The sequence below is a fragment of the Holdemania massiliensis AP2 genome (genome assembly GCF_000327285.1).
Classification (GTDB): Bacteria; Bacillota_I; Bacilli_A; order Erysipelotrichales; family Erysipelotrichaceae; genus Holdemania; species Holdemania massiliensis.
The window spans coordinates 21845-37358 of sequence record NZ_HE998568.1 but is presented as its reverse complement, the minus strand read 5'-3'; the positions used below and the strand labels follow the sequence as shown (position 1 = coordinate 37358).

At 46.3% G+C, this 15514-nt stretch carries 11 protein-coding genes; 9 read left to right on the top strand and 2 right to left on the bottom strand.

The window, feature by feature from the left end:
- Positions 1 to 72: 72 nt before the first annotated feature.
- The 3 genes from BN162_RS08075 (at position 73) to BN162_RS08065 (ending at position 3675) form a co-directional block, all read left to right on the top strand.
- Positions 73 to 810 carry a TrmH family RNA methyltransferase gene (locus tag BN162_RS08075; protein ID WP_020224575.1) on the top strand — a complete coding sequence of 246 codons (738 nt, stop codon included), beginning with the start codon at positions 73 to 75 and terminating at the stop codon, positions 808 to 810.
- Positions 807 to 1547 carry an alpha/beta hydrolase gene (locus tag BN162_RS08070; protein WP_020224574.1) on the top strand — a complete coding sequence of 247 codons (741 nt, stop codon included), beginning with the start codon at positions 807 to 809 and terminating at the stop codon, positions 1545 to 1547. The genes BN162_RS08075 and BN162_RS08070 overlap by 4 nt, the downstream gene beginning before the upstream one ends.
- Before the next feature lie 67 nt (positions 1548 to 1614).
- The gene (locus tag BN162_RS08065) at positions 1615 to 3675 is read left to right on the top strand and encodes a PTS sugar transporter subunit IIC/EAL domain-containing protein (RefSeq protein ID WP_020224573.1); all 2061 of its coding nucleotides are present in this window, start codon (positions 1615 to 1617) and stop codon (positions 3673 to 3675) included.
- A 421-nt stretch (positions 3676 to 4096) separates the two neighbouring features.
- Here BN162_RS08065 and adhE read toward each other — a convergent pair whose 3' ends face one another.
- Positions 4097 to 6724: a bifunctional acetaldehyde-CoA/alcohol dehydrogenase gene (gene adhE, locus BN162_RS08060; protein WP_020224571.1), complete on the bottom strand. Its 2628-nt coding sequence runs from the start codon at positions 6722 to 6724 to the stop codon at positions 4097 to 4099.
- A 235-nt stretch (positions 6725 to 6959) separates the two neighbouring features.
- Here adhE and BN162_RS08055 point away from each other — a divergent pair, with 235 nt between their 5' ends.
- From BN162_RS08055 to BN162_RS08030, 6 genes are all read left to right on the top strand, one after another.
- Positions 6960 to 8879: a peptidoglycan-binding protein gene (locus BN162_RS08055; RefSeq protein ID WP_020224570.1), complete on the top strand. Its 1920-nt coding sequence runs from the start codon at positions 6960 to 6962 to the stop codon at positions 8877 to 8879.
- 313 nt (positions 8880 to 9192) lie between these two features.
- Positions 9193 to 9798, top strand: a complete 606-nt coding sequence (locus tag BN162_RS08050; protein WP_020224569.1) for a Cas5 family CRISPR-associated protein — start codon at positions 9193 to 9195, stop codon at positions 9796 to 9798.
- The gene (locus tag BN162_RS08045; protein WP_020224568.1) at positions 9788 to 10948 is read left to right on the top strand and encodes a hypothetical protein; all 1161 of its coding nucleotides are present in this window, start codon (positions 9788 to 9790) and stop codon (positions 10946 to 10948) included. The genes BN162_RS08050 and BN162_RS08045 overlap by 11 nt, the downstream gene beginning before the upstream one ends.
- 2 nt (positions 10949 to 10950) lie before the next feature.
- Positions 10951 to 11916, top strand: coding sequence for a hypothetical protein (locus tag BN162_RS08040; protein WP_020224567.1), 966 nt, complete (start codon positions 10951 to 10953; stop codon positions 11914 to 11916).
- Positions 11909 to 12781: a type I CRISPR-associated protein Cas7 gene (locus BN162_RS08035; RefSeq protein WP_020224566.1), complete on the top strand. Its 873-nt coding sequence runs from the start codon at positions 11909 to 11911 to the stop codon at positions 12779 to 12781. Before BN162_RS08040 ends, BN162_RS08035 begins: the two co-directional genes overlap by 8 nt.
- Positions 12778 to 14871 carry an HD domain-containing protein gene (locus BN162_RS08030; protein ID WP_040451722.1) on the top strand — a complete coding sequence of 698 codons (2094 nt, stop codon included), beginning with the start codon at positions 12778 to 12780 and terminating at the stop codon, positions 14869 to 14871. The genes BN162_RS08035 and BN162_RS08030 overlap by 4 nt, the downstream gene beginning before the upstream one ends.
- 88 nt (positions 14872 to 14959) lie before the next feature.
- Here the strand turns inward: BN162_RS08030 and BN162_RS08025 are convergent, their stop codons facing one another.
- Entirely contained in the window at positions 14960 to 15232 is a 273-nt protein-coding gene (locus BN162_RS08025) for an acylphosphatase (RefSeq protein WP_020224564.1), read from the bottom strand.
- Positions 15233 to 15514: the final 282 nt, after the last annotated feature.

Genomic DNA, 15514 nt, shown 5'->3' with positions numbered 1-15514 from the left:
GGAATCGAAAAGATTCTGGTTTTTTCCGCGCTGATTGATTATCATAAGGGTAGAAAACAGGAGGACGATTTTATGGAAATCAATTCCCCAACCAATGAAAGAATAAAAAACTGGGCAAAGCTCCAGCAGAAAAAATATCGGGATCAGAGTGGTCAGTTTCTGATTGAGGGTGAACATTTGATCGGCGAGGCATTGCAGGCCGGCGTAGTTGAGCATCTGTTGATGGAAGCCGGACGGATCAATCCGTTTGCCAGTCAATGTGAAGCCATTGTGTGCAGTGAGATCGTAATGCGCAAGCTCAGCACGAATGTTTCCGGGGCGTGGCTGATTGCCGTCTGTTCGCAGAAGTCAGTACCCGCTCAAAGCGGATTGCGGACAGTGGTTCTGGATGGCGTGCAGGATCCCGGCAACGTGGGCACGATTATCCGCACAGCCGTCGCGTTCGGATTTGATCAAGTCTTGCTTTCCCCTGACTGTGCTGATGTTTACAATGAAAAATGCGTCCGCTCCACCCAGGGAGCATTGTTTCATATCGCAATTCAAAGAACGGAGCTGCTTGAAGCTCTGGGCGCTTTGAAGGAAGCCGGCGTCATGGTGATCGGAACGGCTTTGCATAAGGCTCAGCCGCTGGCTCAGCTGCCCGTGGTTGAAAAGGTGGCGATTGTGTTGGGCAATGAGGGACAGGGCATCCGTCCGGAAACGCTGGAAATCTGTGATCAGCGGGCCTTGATTGAAATGTTCAGCTTTGAATCGCTGAACGTCGCGGTTGCGGCAGGAATTTGTCTGTATCGGTACCGGAGGGAAGCTTGATCCGTCATGGCCTGTTTGCTCCGCGGCGCAAGAAGCGGGTTCTGATTGCCATTCATGGCTTTGGACGGCGCAAACAGGAAGATTTTCATTATCTGAAAGAGATGTGTGAGGCGGATCCGGGATTGGAATATCGCTGTTTTGATCTGTATGATGAAGATAAAAATGAAAAGGAATGGCTTGTCTGGGTGGCCCGGGCCAATCAGGAGGTTACTGCCTATCTGGAAAAAGGCTATGAAGTAACCTTGTTAGGATTTTCCATGGGCGGCGTCATTGCGGCATTTCTGGCTTCTTTTCTGGCGGTGGACAAGCTGATTTTAGTCGCACCGGCATTTGAGTATATGAGCTTAGAAACAGTCAGCCGGCTGATTCCCAAATACGCTGCGATCCTCAAGCAAAGCGAATCGCAGTTTAAGGCTTATATGGAGGAGCGGTTGTTGGAATATGAATATTTTCCGCAGTTTTTTGAGCTGGTGAAAAAACTGAAGCCGGCCGTCAGGAAGGTGAGCTGTCCGACGTTGATCCTGCAGGGCCTGCAGGATGAATTTGTGCCGCTGTCTTCTTCGCAATATGCTTATCATCAGATTCAGAGCCAGCGTAAACAGCTCGTCTGTTTTGAGGCCTGCGGTCATGAGCTGCTGGAAAATGAGAGCTGCCGGCAGGATGCGTACAGTCTGATTCGGCAGTTTATGGATGATCGTTGGGGACAGGCGCCCTCTGTTTCTCAGGGCCGTTCGTAATTCGGACAAATAACCCCGCCTTTCTCAGCGAAATGCGGTATAATAGAAGAAAATTGGGGAGAAAAGCATGCAGATAGAAAAGCTCAGTGCCAGCCTGGTCAAGCTGGAATCATATCGGCTGATTCGTGCGGTCAGAACGGGATTAACGATTGCAATTCCGATTTTAATGATCGGCTCTTTTTCGTTGTTAATCAAAACGTTTGCCGGTTATTTTCCAATGCTGGCGGGAATTCAGGAATTGGCAGAGCTGCTTTATCAATGCACGTTCGGCATCCTGTCTTTACTATTGACCGGCTGTCTGGCCTGGGGTGCGCTGCAGACGCAGGATCAGCCGCTGGCCGGAGACTGGATCGTTCCCCCGGCTGCGATCATGGTGTTTATTATTCTCAACGGCGGCCTGAAGCTGGATTCGGCCGGGGCCGTCGGTACCTTCACCGCGGTCTGCGCAGCCTTATTTACAAGTTTTACCTATTGTTGGCTGCGGCGCAAACTGAAGGATGAACAGTTTTTCACACCGGGGGCCGACTATAATTTTAATCAGGCGCTGACAGCGATTGTGCCTTTGCTGGCGGTGCTGTTGACAGCGGCGGTGTTCAATGAGGGAATCCGGCTGCTTTTCCATATCGAGAGCTTTCAGGATGTGTTTGTCCTATTGTCCAATACTCTGTTTCGGCATATGGGACGGGGATTTGCCAGTTCCGCGCTGTTTGTTTTTCTTTCCTCTGGGCTGTGGCTGTTGGGAATTCATGGATCCAATGTTCTGGAGAATGTATCGCGGACTTTGTTTCAGGAAGGCATGCAGATCAATGCTGCCGCTTCAGCGGCAGGCCTGGCGCCGACGGAAATCTTCACCAAAACGTTTCTCGATAACTTTGTTTTTATCGGCGGCTGCGGAACGCTGATCTGTCTTTTGATCGCGTTGATGCTGTTCAGCCGTCAGCGTGTTAATCGGACGCTGGCGAAAACCGCGGTGATCCCGATGTTGTTCAATATTAATGAGTTGATGATTTTCGGCTTGCCGGTGGTATTCAATCCGGTGTTTGTGATCCCCTTTTTACTGACACCCTTAGTTTGCCTGTTTACCTCTTCTCTGGCAATGGGCTTGGGTTGGGTGCCCCTGTGCGTGAAGAGTGTGGAATGGACGACGCCGGCGCTGATCAGCGGCTATCTGGCAACCGGTTCGTGGACCGGAGCGCTGCTGCAGATTGTCAATATCGGGATCGGCGTGGGAATCTATGCGCCGTTTGTTCTGCTTTATGATAAGATCCTGATTCGGCAGTCGCAGCATCAGATGAGTGAGCTTGCGGAATTGCTGGATGAACAGATTGAACAAGGAAAACCGCTGAATTTGATCGGGGCGCATGGCCGCTTGGGAAATTTCGCAAAGCTCTTGGCGGCAGAGATTAAAAATGATCTGCTTCAGAAACCGATTGAAATGGGATATCAGCCGCAGTTTGACGGGCAGAATCGCTGCTTTGGTGTTGAAGCGCTGCTGCGGTATACCCATCCGCGCTATGGCAAAGTCCCGCCGCCGCTGATTATTGATCTGGCGAAGGAAACCGATCAGCTGCAAACTTTGGAGCTGGCTGTCTTTGAGCAGGTGCTGCAGGCGGATTTCAGCGGAATTGAAGCGATGATCTCGATGAACGTTACCGTCGATACGTTAAAGTCTGAGGCGTTTGCGGATTTTCTGCGTGCGCATCCGGTTGCGCAGGGACGGTATTGTATCGAGGTTACAGAACAAAATACGCTACTTCTGAATGAAGCGATGCGGCAGCGATTGAAAGAGTTTAAAGATTTAGGTTATGCGCTGGCGGTGGATGACTTTTCCATGGGCAGCACCTCGCTGAAATATTTGCAGAGCAGCCAGTTTGACATTGTGAAGCTGGACGGCAGTTTGGTAAAAAACGCTCAGGAAAATGCCAGCGGCCGGCAAATCATTCAATCCATTCTGTATCTCGCTCAGTCGATGAATTTTACTGTGATTGCAGAATATGTCGAAAATGAGGCGGCGCGCGATTTATTAAAAGACCTCGGCTGTACGCACTATCAGGGATATTTATACAGCCCGGCCGTACCGTTGAAACAACTGAGGACAGTCATCAGAAAAATTGAGGAAAAGAAATAGAACGAAAAAGCATCATACTGTGGAAAGGTCAATACTCGAATTTGGGTGAATCATAATCAATAAAAAAGAGAAACAGCGAAATCATGCGCAGAGGACTGCATAATCTTACTGTTTCTTTTTATAATAGTCTTTAACTATACCCTTAGCTGAATAAGAACCGACAGGGGAAACCTTGTCTTTTTTAGTTCTCCACGTGAAAGTTCAGATTAAAAGGCAAGATGAGGTTTACAGTTCATGCTGACACTGAGAAGGACGGAATGATCTTATTCCTGAGTGTAAAAATTAAGGCTTTAAAAAAAACCCCGATCCAGCGAAGCGGCGCTGAATCGGGATGCAGGAAAGGCTGCGGAATGTCCCAAGCTTCTTTGTTGAGCTAGGATGGAAATGGAGATTGAATCAGTTCTGAAACGGAGTTGTGGTCTTATTTTGTATAGTAGCCGGCGTCGCCTTCGTAAGAAGCCGTCAGGATTTCAACCATGTCCTGAACCATCGGTACACGCGGGTTAGCTGGGGAACACTGATCCTCATAAGCCAGGTATGCGATTTTTTCGCGGGCAGCCATCCAGGCACTGCTGTCTAAGCCCTGTTCCTTGAAGCTCATCTTGATGCCGCAGTCAGCACCCAGCTCAGCACAAGCTTTGGCATAAGCGACTACGCCTTCTTCTACGGTGTTGAATTTCAAGCCGATCAAACGTGCAAGTTCAGCATATTTTTCGTCGGCTTTGTAATAGTTGTACTTTGGCCAGACACCCGGTTTTTCCGGTTTAGTGCCGTTATAGCGAATGACGTATGGCAGTAAGATCGCATTGGTGCGGCCGTGCGGCACATGGAATTCGGCGCCGATCTTGTGGGCCAGGGAATGATTCATGCCTAAGAAGGCATTGGCAAAGGCCATGCCCGCCAGCGTGGCGGCGTTATGCATTTTCTCACGGGCTTCCGGATCGTTTTTGCCGTTAGCGACAGCCCGCGGCAGATATTCAAAGACCATTTTCACCGCCTGCAAGGCTAAGCCGTCGGTGAAGTCGGAAGCTAACGTGGAAACGAAGGCTTCTGTGGCGTGAGTTAAAACGTCCATGCCGGTATCGGCGGTGATCGAAGCCGGCAGGCTCATCGTCAAGGCTGGATCCACGATCGCTACTGTCGGTGTCAGCGAGTAATCGGTCAGCGGATATTTCTTATTTTCTTCTTTATCCGTAATGACGGCGAACGGCGTTACTTCGGAGCCTGTACCTGAGGTGGTCGGAATGCAGACGAGCTTGGATTTTTTGCCCAGTTCCGGATAACGGAAGGCCCGCTTGCGGATATCCATAAATTTCTGTTTCAGATCATCGAAGTTCACGTCCGGCTGTTCATAGAATAACCACATGCCTTTCGCAGCGTCCATGGAAGATCCGCCGCCAATCGCAATGATCGTATCCGGCCGGAATGCCTGCATCAAGCCCAAGCCTTTCTTAACGGTCTGAATGGAAGGATCCGGTTCTACGTCGCAGAACAGCTGAACCTGAACTTTGTTGCGGCGCTGTTCCAGCTGATCGGTCACGCGGGTGACATAGCCCAGATCAACCATCGAACGGTCAGTGACGATGAAGACCCGCTCAACATCTCGCATGCTGTGCAGATATTCGATGGAATCTCTCTCAAAGTAGATCTTGGACGGAACTTTAAACCATTGCATATTGTTTCTCCTCTTGCCGATCTTCTTGATATTCAGCAGATTGATCGCGCTGACGTTATCCGAAACGGAGTTATGGCCATACGAACCGCAGCCTAATGTCAGGGAAGGAATGAAAGCATTGTAGACATTGCCGATACCCCCGAAGGTACTCGGCGAGTTCCAGATAATCCGGCAGGCTTTGATCCGTTCGCCGAACCGTTTCGCCAGATCGGCGTTGGCGGTATGGATGGCGGCGCTGTGACCGATGCCGTTGAACATGACCATCGCTTCCGCTTTATCGAAGCCGTCATCCACGGAATCTGCTTTCAGCATTGCCAGAACCGGGGATAATTTTTCCCGTGTCAGCGGTTCGTTCGGTCCGACTTCCTTGCATTCTGCAATAATGATGCTGGTGCGCGGATTGACCGTGAAGCCTGCCTGCTGGGCAATCCAGGCCGCCGACTTGCCGACGATATCCGGATTCAGCTTCGCCGCACCGACATTTTTGGAGAAGGCTTTGACACCGAACATGTATTGTTCGAGCATTTCTTTTTCTTTTTTATTGGCATAGTGGACGTTGTAATTCTTGAACTGATCTTTGACGTCGTCATAGATTTCCTTGTCAACGATGACCGCCTGTTCCGAAGCGCAGATCATGCCGTTGTCGAAGGCTTTGGATAAGGCGATGTCATTCACCGCCTGCTTAATATCGGCCGTCGTTTCAATATAGGCCGGAACGTTGCCGGCACCGACACCTAAGGCTGGCTTGCCGCAGCTGTAAGCGGCTTTGACCATCGCGTTGCCGCCGGTTGCTAAGATCGTTGCGACACCCGGATGATTCATCAGCGCGGAAGTAGCTTCCATGCTTGGATGTTCGATCCACTGAATGCAGTTTTTCGGAGCTCCGGCTTTGACCGCCGCTTCATAGACGACTTTGGCGGCAGCGATGGAGCACTGCTGGGCATTGGGATGAAAGCCGAAGATGATCGGGTTGCGGGTTTTCAGGCAGATTAAGCTTTTGAAAATCGCGGTTGAGGTTGGGTTGGTAACCGGGGTAACGCCGGCGACAACGCCGACCGGTTCAGCCACATAGGTCAGACCCTGAACTTCATCTTCCTTGATCACGCCGACGGATTTCAGATGCCGCATGTGGTTCACGACATATTCGCAGGCAAACAGATTCTTAGTGGCTTTGTCTTCAAAGACGCCGCGCTTGGTTTCTTCGATCGCCAGCTTGGCTAGTTCGCCATGTTTATCCAAAGCCGCGACAGAACATTTAGCGACAATGTAATCGACTTGGTCCTGATCCAGTTTCAAAAAATCATCCAGAGCCTTCAAGCCGTTTTCAACTAACAGATTGACTTCTTCCTGAGCGGGGCTAAGTTTTTCTTCCATCTGAATTTCCTCCTATTGTGAAATCTTTCACTCACTTACGGATGTGATTATAACATGCTGAATTTTGTCTGACAATAGGGTAATGACAACATTTTCACAAGTAAACGGTTACATCTAAAAAAAAGTTTTTGCGTATGCGCTTACATCAGAAAACCTTGGAAAAGAGGCTATTTTAAGCGTGCCCGCCCAGTTGAAAAACGGTTGTTTGCATATTGTAGCAATGGAGGTGACAGCGATGCAGTATGGTACTTTAATTGTTGAAGTAACTGTCGCTCAGCAGGCGTTGCCGATTGAAGGGGCTGAGATTATCGTAACGAATGATGATCAGTCCGTTGATCTGCATCTAAGCAGCGGAGCGAATGGTAAAAGTCCTGTGATCCGGATTGAAGCGCCGGATCGGGAATTGAGCTTGAATCCAAACAATCAGGATATCCCGTATGCCAAGGTTCATGTAACGGTGGCCAAAGCCGGCTTTGCGACTCGAACGTTTCGCAACGTTCAGATTTTCGCTCAGGAGGAAGCGCTGCTTCAAGTTGATCTGTTAAGCACAGATGAGGAACTGGCTGCGCAGTTTGAGGAGTATCTTGAAATTCCGGAGCATGCGTTAACCCGGGCCATGGCTCGTTCCTGCGGTTGTTCGCGCGGGGGATGCTGCGGTTTCAGCGACAGCGTCAGTGCGGGGGATGCGGAGGAATCCATCGCTCCTTATGTATTGGATTATCCAATCATTCCCAAATATGTGACGGTTCATTTAGGCCGGCCGACAGCCAGCGCGCAGAATGTAACCGTAACCTTCAAGGACTACATTAAAAATGTAGCGTCCAGCGAAATTTATCCAACCTGGCCTGAACAAAGTCTGCGTGCCAATATCTATTGCCAAATTTCTTTGTGCTTAAACCGGGTGTATACGGAATGGTACCGCAGCCGGGGTTATTCGTTTGATATCACCAACAGCACGGCGTTTGATCAGTATTTTGTTTACGGCCGGGATATTTTTACAAGTATCAGCAAGGTCGTCGATGATATTTTCAACGAATATATCCGTAAGGTTAACACCGTGAATCCGTATTATGCGGAGTATTGTGACGGACGGCAGGTTTGGTGCAAAGGTTTGAAGCAATGGGGAACGGTGGACCTGGCGAATAAGGGCTACAATGCCTTTGAAATTCTGCAGAACTATTATGGTCAGGATATCGAATTGATCGATACCAACCGCATCGAAGGAGTCAGCGGATCTTTCCCGGGACTGAATCTTCAGCGTGGGGTCCGCAGCGACAGCGTAGCGATCATTCAGAATCAGCTCAACCGCATTGCGGTGAATTATCCGAATATTACGCCGACCTATCCGGTAGACGGTATATTCGGCAGCGGCACAGAAAATGCGGTTAAGGCTTTCCAGCGCCAGTTTTCACTGACCGCGGACGGCATTGTCGGCAAGGCGACCTGGTATAAGATTTCCTATATTTACGTGGCTGTTAAAAAATTAGCGGAGCTGACCTCCGAAGGAGTCGAGGAACGGCTGCCGGGCGTTTATCCAGGCCGGGCTATCCGCCAGGGCGACCGCAATGTTTATGTGCAGGAAATCCAGTTTTATCTGCAGAAGATTGCCTTGTTTACCTCAAGGGTACCCACAGTGAAGATTGACAGCAGCTTCGGGGCAACGACCAAAGCCGCTGTTGTGGCTTTTCAACGCTTGGCGGGAATCAGCGCGGATGGCATTGTCGGGCGTCAGACCTGGGATATTTTAGTCCGGGCTTATCGTGAAACCCAGGCGATTCAACCGCCGAGTGCTCAGATGATCCCTCCTTATCCGGGGACAGCGCTGCGTTTGGGCAGCCGAGGTGAAAATGTTAGCATCATTCAATGGTCGCTGAACATTATCAATCAGGGCTGGGGCGTAACGAACCAGCTGAGTGTTGACGGTATTTTTGGTTCCGGTACCGAAGCGGCGGTCATCGCTTTCCAAAGACGAGTCGGTTTGACTGCCGATGGTGTTGTCGGACGGCAAACATGGAATGCAATGTCAGAACAGTACAGCATTGCGACCAACAATGCGGTAGCTTTATCGGAACAGAACTTTGAATTGTATCGTTTTCTGTATGAGAATTATACAAGTCTGATGTATGCGATGGACAACCATCAGCCAAATCTGTAATCAAAAATTGAGTCTAAAATTCACGGTGTCGGTGGCGATACCGTGAATTTTTGTTGTATATTCTTTCTATGTTTATCTTGTATTTGAGATCGAAGTTCATCATGGTTAAGCTGCAAAGGTTGAAACAGACTTGCTGATCAATGAACAACAGATTCTAGATGTGACCTTTAAAGCTTAAAATAATTTTTACTTGTTGCGAAAGATAAACTTAATAAGAATTTACTTTCCCTTGTGTCCGGTTTAAAATTGAGTTAACAGCAGGCTGTAACCTGAAAATTTAACTCTGATAATATAATAAAGAAAGGAGTATTTAATGATTGAAAAAAGTTATCCTGTGGCCTTTGAAATTGCTGGCCCTGTCGCGATGTTTTCACGTCCTGATACGGGTTCGGCACCGATTTCTTATCCCGCTCCTACCCAATCTGCACTAAAGAGTATTTTTGAGTCCGTGGTTATGTCAAAACAGGCTTATTTTATGCCGCGAAAAGTAGAATTGTGTCTACCTGTTGTTTATTCTCGATACACTACCAATTATGGTGGACCCTTGCGTAAAAGTGGAACCAGTAACTTTCAATTCTTTGCGACGGTTTTAGAAAATGTTTGTTATAAGGTCTATGGGGAAATCCTGGCTTATTACCCAACTACTCATGAGATTAATGCTCAACATCAGCTTCAGGAAGTATTTCTGCGTCGCTTAACGTCAGGACAATTTTATACAACCCCATTTTTAGGCTGGAAAGAGTTTACGCCAACTTATTTTGGTCCTCTGCGTTCCTCTACCCAAGTTGATAGATCAATCAATTTAACGATCCCTTCCATGTTGTTAAAAATGTATACCCGACCTACAGAGGGACAGGTAGCTCCGATTTTTGTTTCGTCGGTCCAAATTCAGAAAGGTGTCCTTCTTTATGCTGAATGAACTCTATGCCTTGAGTCAGGCGCTTGAACATCAGGGATTACTGCAGCCAACTGTGCATCCAGATATCAGCAGCGTTGGCAAACAGATAGGATTGTTGATTGAGATCGATCAGCATGGGGTTCCCGTTGGGGTACGGTACTTAGAAAAAGAAGAAATGGGAAGGTTATGGAAACACAGCAAAGGGAACCACAACAGTTTTCCTGCAATTTGTGTACATACGCCGTTATTGCCATTGGAAATTTGTGATTATTTTGATCGGAATAAGTGGAAAAAATCGAAGCTATTGGAAAAGATTAAGACGCTGAGCGCTTTGGATTTAAAACTGGACAAGAATGCGAATTGTCCGTTTCAAATTGGGACTTGGACGCAAGAGCAGCTAGCTGAAGTCAAAAGCAGTACACAACCTCAACTGGCCGCACTGCGTCAATTGCTGAATGTTTTTCCGCGTGCTGATAAAGCCGTTGGATTTGGGCAACAGCTTTTAGATTTAATCAAAGAACAGCTGGAGCGATGCGATGATGAGGCCTTGGTTGATTTGTTCAAGGAACTGTTTGTCGGACAGCTCAATCCGAATGAAAAGCAGCGCGAGAAGAAACCCTATATATGCAAAGTCATGACTTATTTTGAAGTTAGGGAAGCTCATCTCTATGCTAATTTAGTGGGTTCAGATGTGACCCGGCGAAGTTTAATTGATCTGCTTCAAGAAAAGCAAGAGCAAACAGATACTGTGGTTTCTCCCTTTGAGACACAGCTGGTGAAAGGAATTGGCAGAAAATATCCGAATCCAGTGCTGCCTGTTCTGGGGCAGACATATCTCTATTCAAAAAAAGAAACAACAACGTGTCTAGAGCGTTATCAGCTTTCAGGCTCACAAGCATTTCAGGCAGGGCGGGAAGAAGTCGATAAAATGAACAATGCACTGGCGTTTTTGACGGCCGCTGAAAGAGAGAATAAAACCTGGCGAAGAATGACCGATGCCCATCGAAACAAACCGGCTTTGTTATTAGCCTATGTTGCACAAGATCCGCAGAATGATGCTTGTTTAGCTCAGATTTTAGGAGATCTGTCAGAGTATGAGATAAGTGAAGACTTTCAGGCTGAAGTGCTGGAGCTTATGAAGCACTTTGTGCGCAAATTCTGCAGGAATTAAAATTGATCCGTGATAAAAATAAAGATTCACAAATTCATTTAATGCTATTAGGCGAGCTGGATCTCGGAAGAAAGCAGGTTGTATATGAACAAGTTTGGCAGACTGAACTATTTTGCTCAAATTTGTTGCGATGGCTGGATGCTTCCAAAAATGCTCCAGTGTTGGATCTTCCCATGATAAAAAAGCGAAAAGTTCAGTATTTGGAAGTGAAATGTGTGGAACCTGCGGAAATCTGCCAGTTGTTTAAGATGAATTACAGTAGTCTGGGATTAACAAGTTCAAGTACCAGTGTTGTAACAATAAATGAAATTTATGATCTTTATATGCCGCAAAATCCCCAGACCGCAGATCAAGCGGATTTGATCTTTCATCTATTAGAGATCGCTTTAGCCAAAAGCATGCCATTTCTGTCAGTTGTATTTGGAGAGCGGATGGTTAATGATCAGATAGCCGTGGATAAAACATCTCGAAATCAAGCTGAGACTGCAGCGCGATGGTTGGGTTTGTTTGGCATACTTTTAGCGTTATTAGAAATCAAGAAGGAGAATTATATGAAAGATGTTCCTTTTCAACTAGGGCAGATGCTGAAACTTAGTGATATGCTGCACAAAGAATACTGCTTTATCGTACGAAATAAAGAACAAAATAAATCTTATCCGGCACAGCTGATCGGCAATGATCTGTTATTTGTGATGGCGGACAATCCGCTTGACGGTTATCAGCGCTTAGCTGAACGGCTGAGGATTTATTGGGCTTGGGCTTATACTTATCAAGGTGAACGTGAAAATTGGGTAAAATGGATTCTCAGTCGATTAGAGGATGTTAACAGTCAAATCGCACTTGGAGAGATTTCCGAAACCTTAGATCCTGCTCAAAAAGCACAGCTGATGATTGGCTATTATGCGCGGATTGAGAATACTCGCCCGCAGGCAAATACAAATAATAAGGAGGAAACAAAGCATGAATGAAATGATCAACCGAGGAACTGGACTGCTGCTGATTGATGTTACCAATTCTAATCCTAATGGAGACCCGGATCGCGATAGTGATCCACGTATTCGACAAGATAAGCGTGGGGAAATCTCACCTGTTTCTTTCAAACGGAAATTAAGAGATTTAGTGGATGATAAGGAATCCTGGCTGTGGAAAGAAGTGGCTGAAGAATTGGGACTAGATCAGGAAGGTTATGAGATATTGGAAAGTAAGCGAACTCAACGGGAAGAGGTGCGCAAACTAACATCAGATCAGCTTTTAGCAAAATATTGGGATGTTCGCGTCTTTGGTACCACTTTCTTAGAAGGTGAAAAGAAAGAGAGTAAAACATTCATTGCTACCGGTGTTGTTCAATTTGGCTTGGGTGTTTCCTTGGATCCGATTCGCGTTGAGCGAATGACGACCACGAAGGTGATGCCGGTCGAAGATGATAAAAGTAAAGGAATGGCTCCGTTGGCTTATCGGATTGTTTCTTACGGATTGTATGCGATGCCATTTTTTATCAATGCTACGGCAGCTCAAAAAACTCATTGTACGGCGAAAGACATTGAATTGCTGCTGCGCTTAATTCCGCATGTTTATAAAGAAACAGCTTCCTATATCCGCAGTCAGGTTGATCTTCGGCATGCTTTCTATGTGGAGCATCAGCGTCCGCGCGGCACGTTTAATGATTTCAAAATTATTGAGATGCTTACTCCACATAAGAAAAATACAACTTCAGAAATCGCTCTTTCCTGGCATGATTATGACAGTGAAGCTTTAGCGGCTAGTGTCGCTGAGCTCAATCAATTGTTGGTGGGAAAGGCTGCCCCGGTGCGGGATTTGATGGATTGTCTGTGATTTATCTGGCTCACAGTCCCAAAAACGGTCGCCCGGCTCAGCCCTATACTAAGCATATTCAAGGCGTAACGCAGCATGTTTTAATGAACTTGGATAGAATGAAACAAGCATTATCAAAACAACGGTACCAAGATTATTACCACATTCTAAAATGTGCAGCCTTAGCTCATGATTTAGGAAAGCTGAATCAATCCAATCAGGAAGAACTGCACAAAATGGAGGGGCATCTTGAAGCTTTGCCGATTGAACACCGCGATGCGGCTGTCAAACTGCTGTTAGGAGATCAGAAAGAAAGTTCTGAAGCTACACTGGTCTATGCTCATCATCGTCCAGGACTTCCCAATATGCTTGCGGAAAAGGCTGCAAAATATCCTTTTCGCTTTCAAGTAGCCATGAAGGATAGTGAAGCTCATTGCGAGCAGTATGTAGCAATTCATGAAGCGCTGCTTGAACCATTACCTGCTCCTACCCAAACAACCCATCTATCGGCCTTAACTTATCGAATTTTATTAAGTTGTTTAGCGGCTGCGGATTACGCGGATTCAAGTGGTAATAAACCAGTGAATTCGTCGGATCCGCGGTGGAACCTACGACTTCAACAGCTAAGTGAAAGGGTTAGCGACGAATCAGTTTTCTATCAGAACTGTTGTCAGGCTGAAATTTCTTCACCGTTGGTTTATTGTGAAACACCGCCGGGGATGGAAAGGTTTTATGGTTTACTTTCATCCGCTCTACGGGTGGCTGAAAAACAAAAGCTGAGGCATATTATAATCTTGTTGCCTTATAGTAGTCTGATTAATTCTGTACTCAATCTCATCCAGCAAATGCTGATCTTGGATAAAGAAAATCCAGATGAAATTGTCAACGGAATTTATTTGCCAACGGAGTTCAAGTTAGCTTCAGATAAGGATTCAAAAAATATAACTTCAATTTCGTGGCGTGTACCAATTTTAGTTATGTCGGAAGCACTTTTCTTTGAAACACTAGCCAGCAATCATCCAAATGAATTGTACAAATTACATCAGCTTCCAAGTAGTGCGATAATTTGGGAAAAAGGGTATTTTGGTTTACATGCGAAGCAGCTGCCTCTAGCCTGGCGCTGGATGAACGAGTTAGCTCAGGATTGGAATTGTTGGCTCTGGCTGACTTCCGAGATACCCTTTCATTTTTGGGAAGCACCCGTTTTTCAAAATGCTAAATGGCTTACGCCATGCGCGTTGTTTCTGTGCGAACACAAAGATTTGACCACCTTCTTTCCCCATGTAAAACTAAACTTGGAGAAGGGAGAAATTCCGCATTTTCAGGGCTTAACAAGTTGGGTTGACTGGATTTGCAGCTATCGTGGATCCAAGATTGCCGTTTTTAATAATGAATTGACAGCTGCAATCGCTGCGGATCAGATGAGAAAAAATGGCATGAATGTTCAGTATTACTCCAATGCCTTGCTGATTAAGGATCAAAAAAAAGTCATTGCGGAGATTCATAAACGCATGAAAAGCAAGCGGGCGGATTGGACATTGGTTACTTGCGGTGATTTTGATTTTGGAATCGAAGGGCTGTTTCAATATGGATTTTGTCAACTTCATTCTTTGGCGAGTTATCTGCAGCTTAGTTCCATTATAAAACAAGAACAATGGGTTTTTACGATTGTAGAGGATCGCTTTGTCACGGATGCGAAAGATCGCGTAGATATCGAAGATTTTAAACAGAGAATCAAAAGTCAATGTCTGATCTCAAGTGAAGCGTTAACCGAAGCGTTTGTTAGCAGCAGTAAAAAAGCTTATGAGGACAAGATCGTTAAGAACCTTTTAAAAGCCGAACAACTTCGTGCATTTGTGGATGTAGAAAAGCAATTTAAACAAGAAATTCCTGAGCAAATTTTGGTGGTTGTTAATGCCAAAATTGCTGAAAAATTAAAGCTTCAACAGACTGTTAAGTTAAAGGAGCTCCAGCTCGCTAGTGTGCGAGTTCAGCGTAGACTGCTTAAACTGTATCATTGGCCAGATGAGGAAGTGATCTTGGCAGAAGAAGGACAGTATGATTCAATTTTAGGTTTGATGAAAACGATGGTTCAGGCTGAAACCAAGTGAAACTGGAGGATAGAAGCAAGCTTTGATAACGTCAAACAAAAAGAAAAACGGTTTAGCAAACGGCTTCCGTCTTTCTCGTTCATAATGATTAATATCGCACTGTGAACCGCTTTTCTCGAGGATCAATCGCAATCGTTTTGCAGCTGATGTTTTCTACCTGAATGAAACGATCACCGGTGCGGATGCGGCTGATCAATTGGTGCAAACTGGCAGTTTCACCCTGCAGCTCCATTTCCACCATGCCATTTTCCATATTTTTGATCCAGCCGGTAAGGTGCAGAGAATTGGCCAGAGATTGAACAAACCAGCGAAAGCCGACGCCTTGAACCTGACCTTCAACAACGGCATATATTCTTTCCATGACTTGCTCCTCCTTGTCCTTTTGTTCTTTTATTGTAACGCAGAAGAACATATCCTGTCCAGAAGAGTTCCGGTAAAGAAACACTATAATTGATGATGAATTGGTCATTTTGGGTTACAATAGAAGAGAGACATTAAAATCCCCGGGCTACACTTGTGGTTAAATGTCTAAAACTGAGTGAGGGAATCTTGACAGTTCTTCAACTGAATGATATATTACGCTTGCCATTGGAATAGTGGGGAGTAGCTGCGCAGCGATGCGTGCTGTATTCGTCATCACGAT

Bases quoted from the DNA above. Each gene is read 5' to 3' on its own strand.
- BN162_RS08075 (WP_020224575.1), top strand. From the start codon at position 73: ATGGAAATCAATTCCCCAACCAATGAAAGAATAAAAAACTGGGCAAAG.
- BN162_RS08065 (WP_020224573.1), top strand. From the start codon at position 1,615: ATGCAGATAGAAAAGCTCAGTGCCAGCCTGGTCAAGCTGGAATCATAT.
- adhE (WP_020224571.1), bottom strand. From the start codon at position 6,724: ATGGAAGAAAAACTTAGCCCCGCTCAGGAAGAAGTCAATCTGTTAGTT.
- BN162_RS08055 (WP_020224570.1), top strand. From the start codon at position 6,960: ATGCAGTATGGTACTTTAATTGTTGAAGTAACTGTCGCTCAGCAGGCG.
- BN162_RS08050 (WP_020224569.1), top strand. From the start codon at position 9,193: ATGATTGAAAAAAGTTATCCTGTGGCCTTTGAAATTGCTGGCCCTGTC.
- BN162_RS08045 (WP_020224568.1), top strand. From the start codon at position 9,788: ATGCTGAATGAACTCTATGCCTTGAGTCAGGCGCTTGAACATCAGGGA.
- BN162_RS08035 (WP_020224566.1), top strand. From the start codon at position 11,909: ATGAATGAAATGATCAACCGAGGAACTGGACTGCTGCTGATTGATGTT.
- BN162_RS08025 (WP_020224564.1), bottom strand. From the start codon at position 15,232: ATGGAAAGAATATATGCCGTTGTTGAAGGTCAGGTTCAAGGCGTCGGC.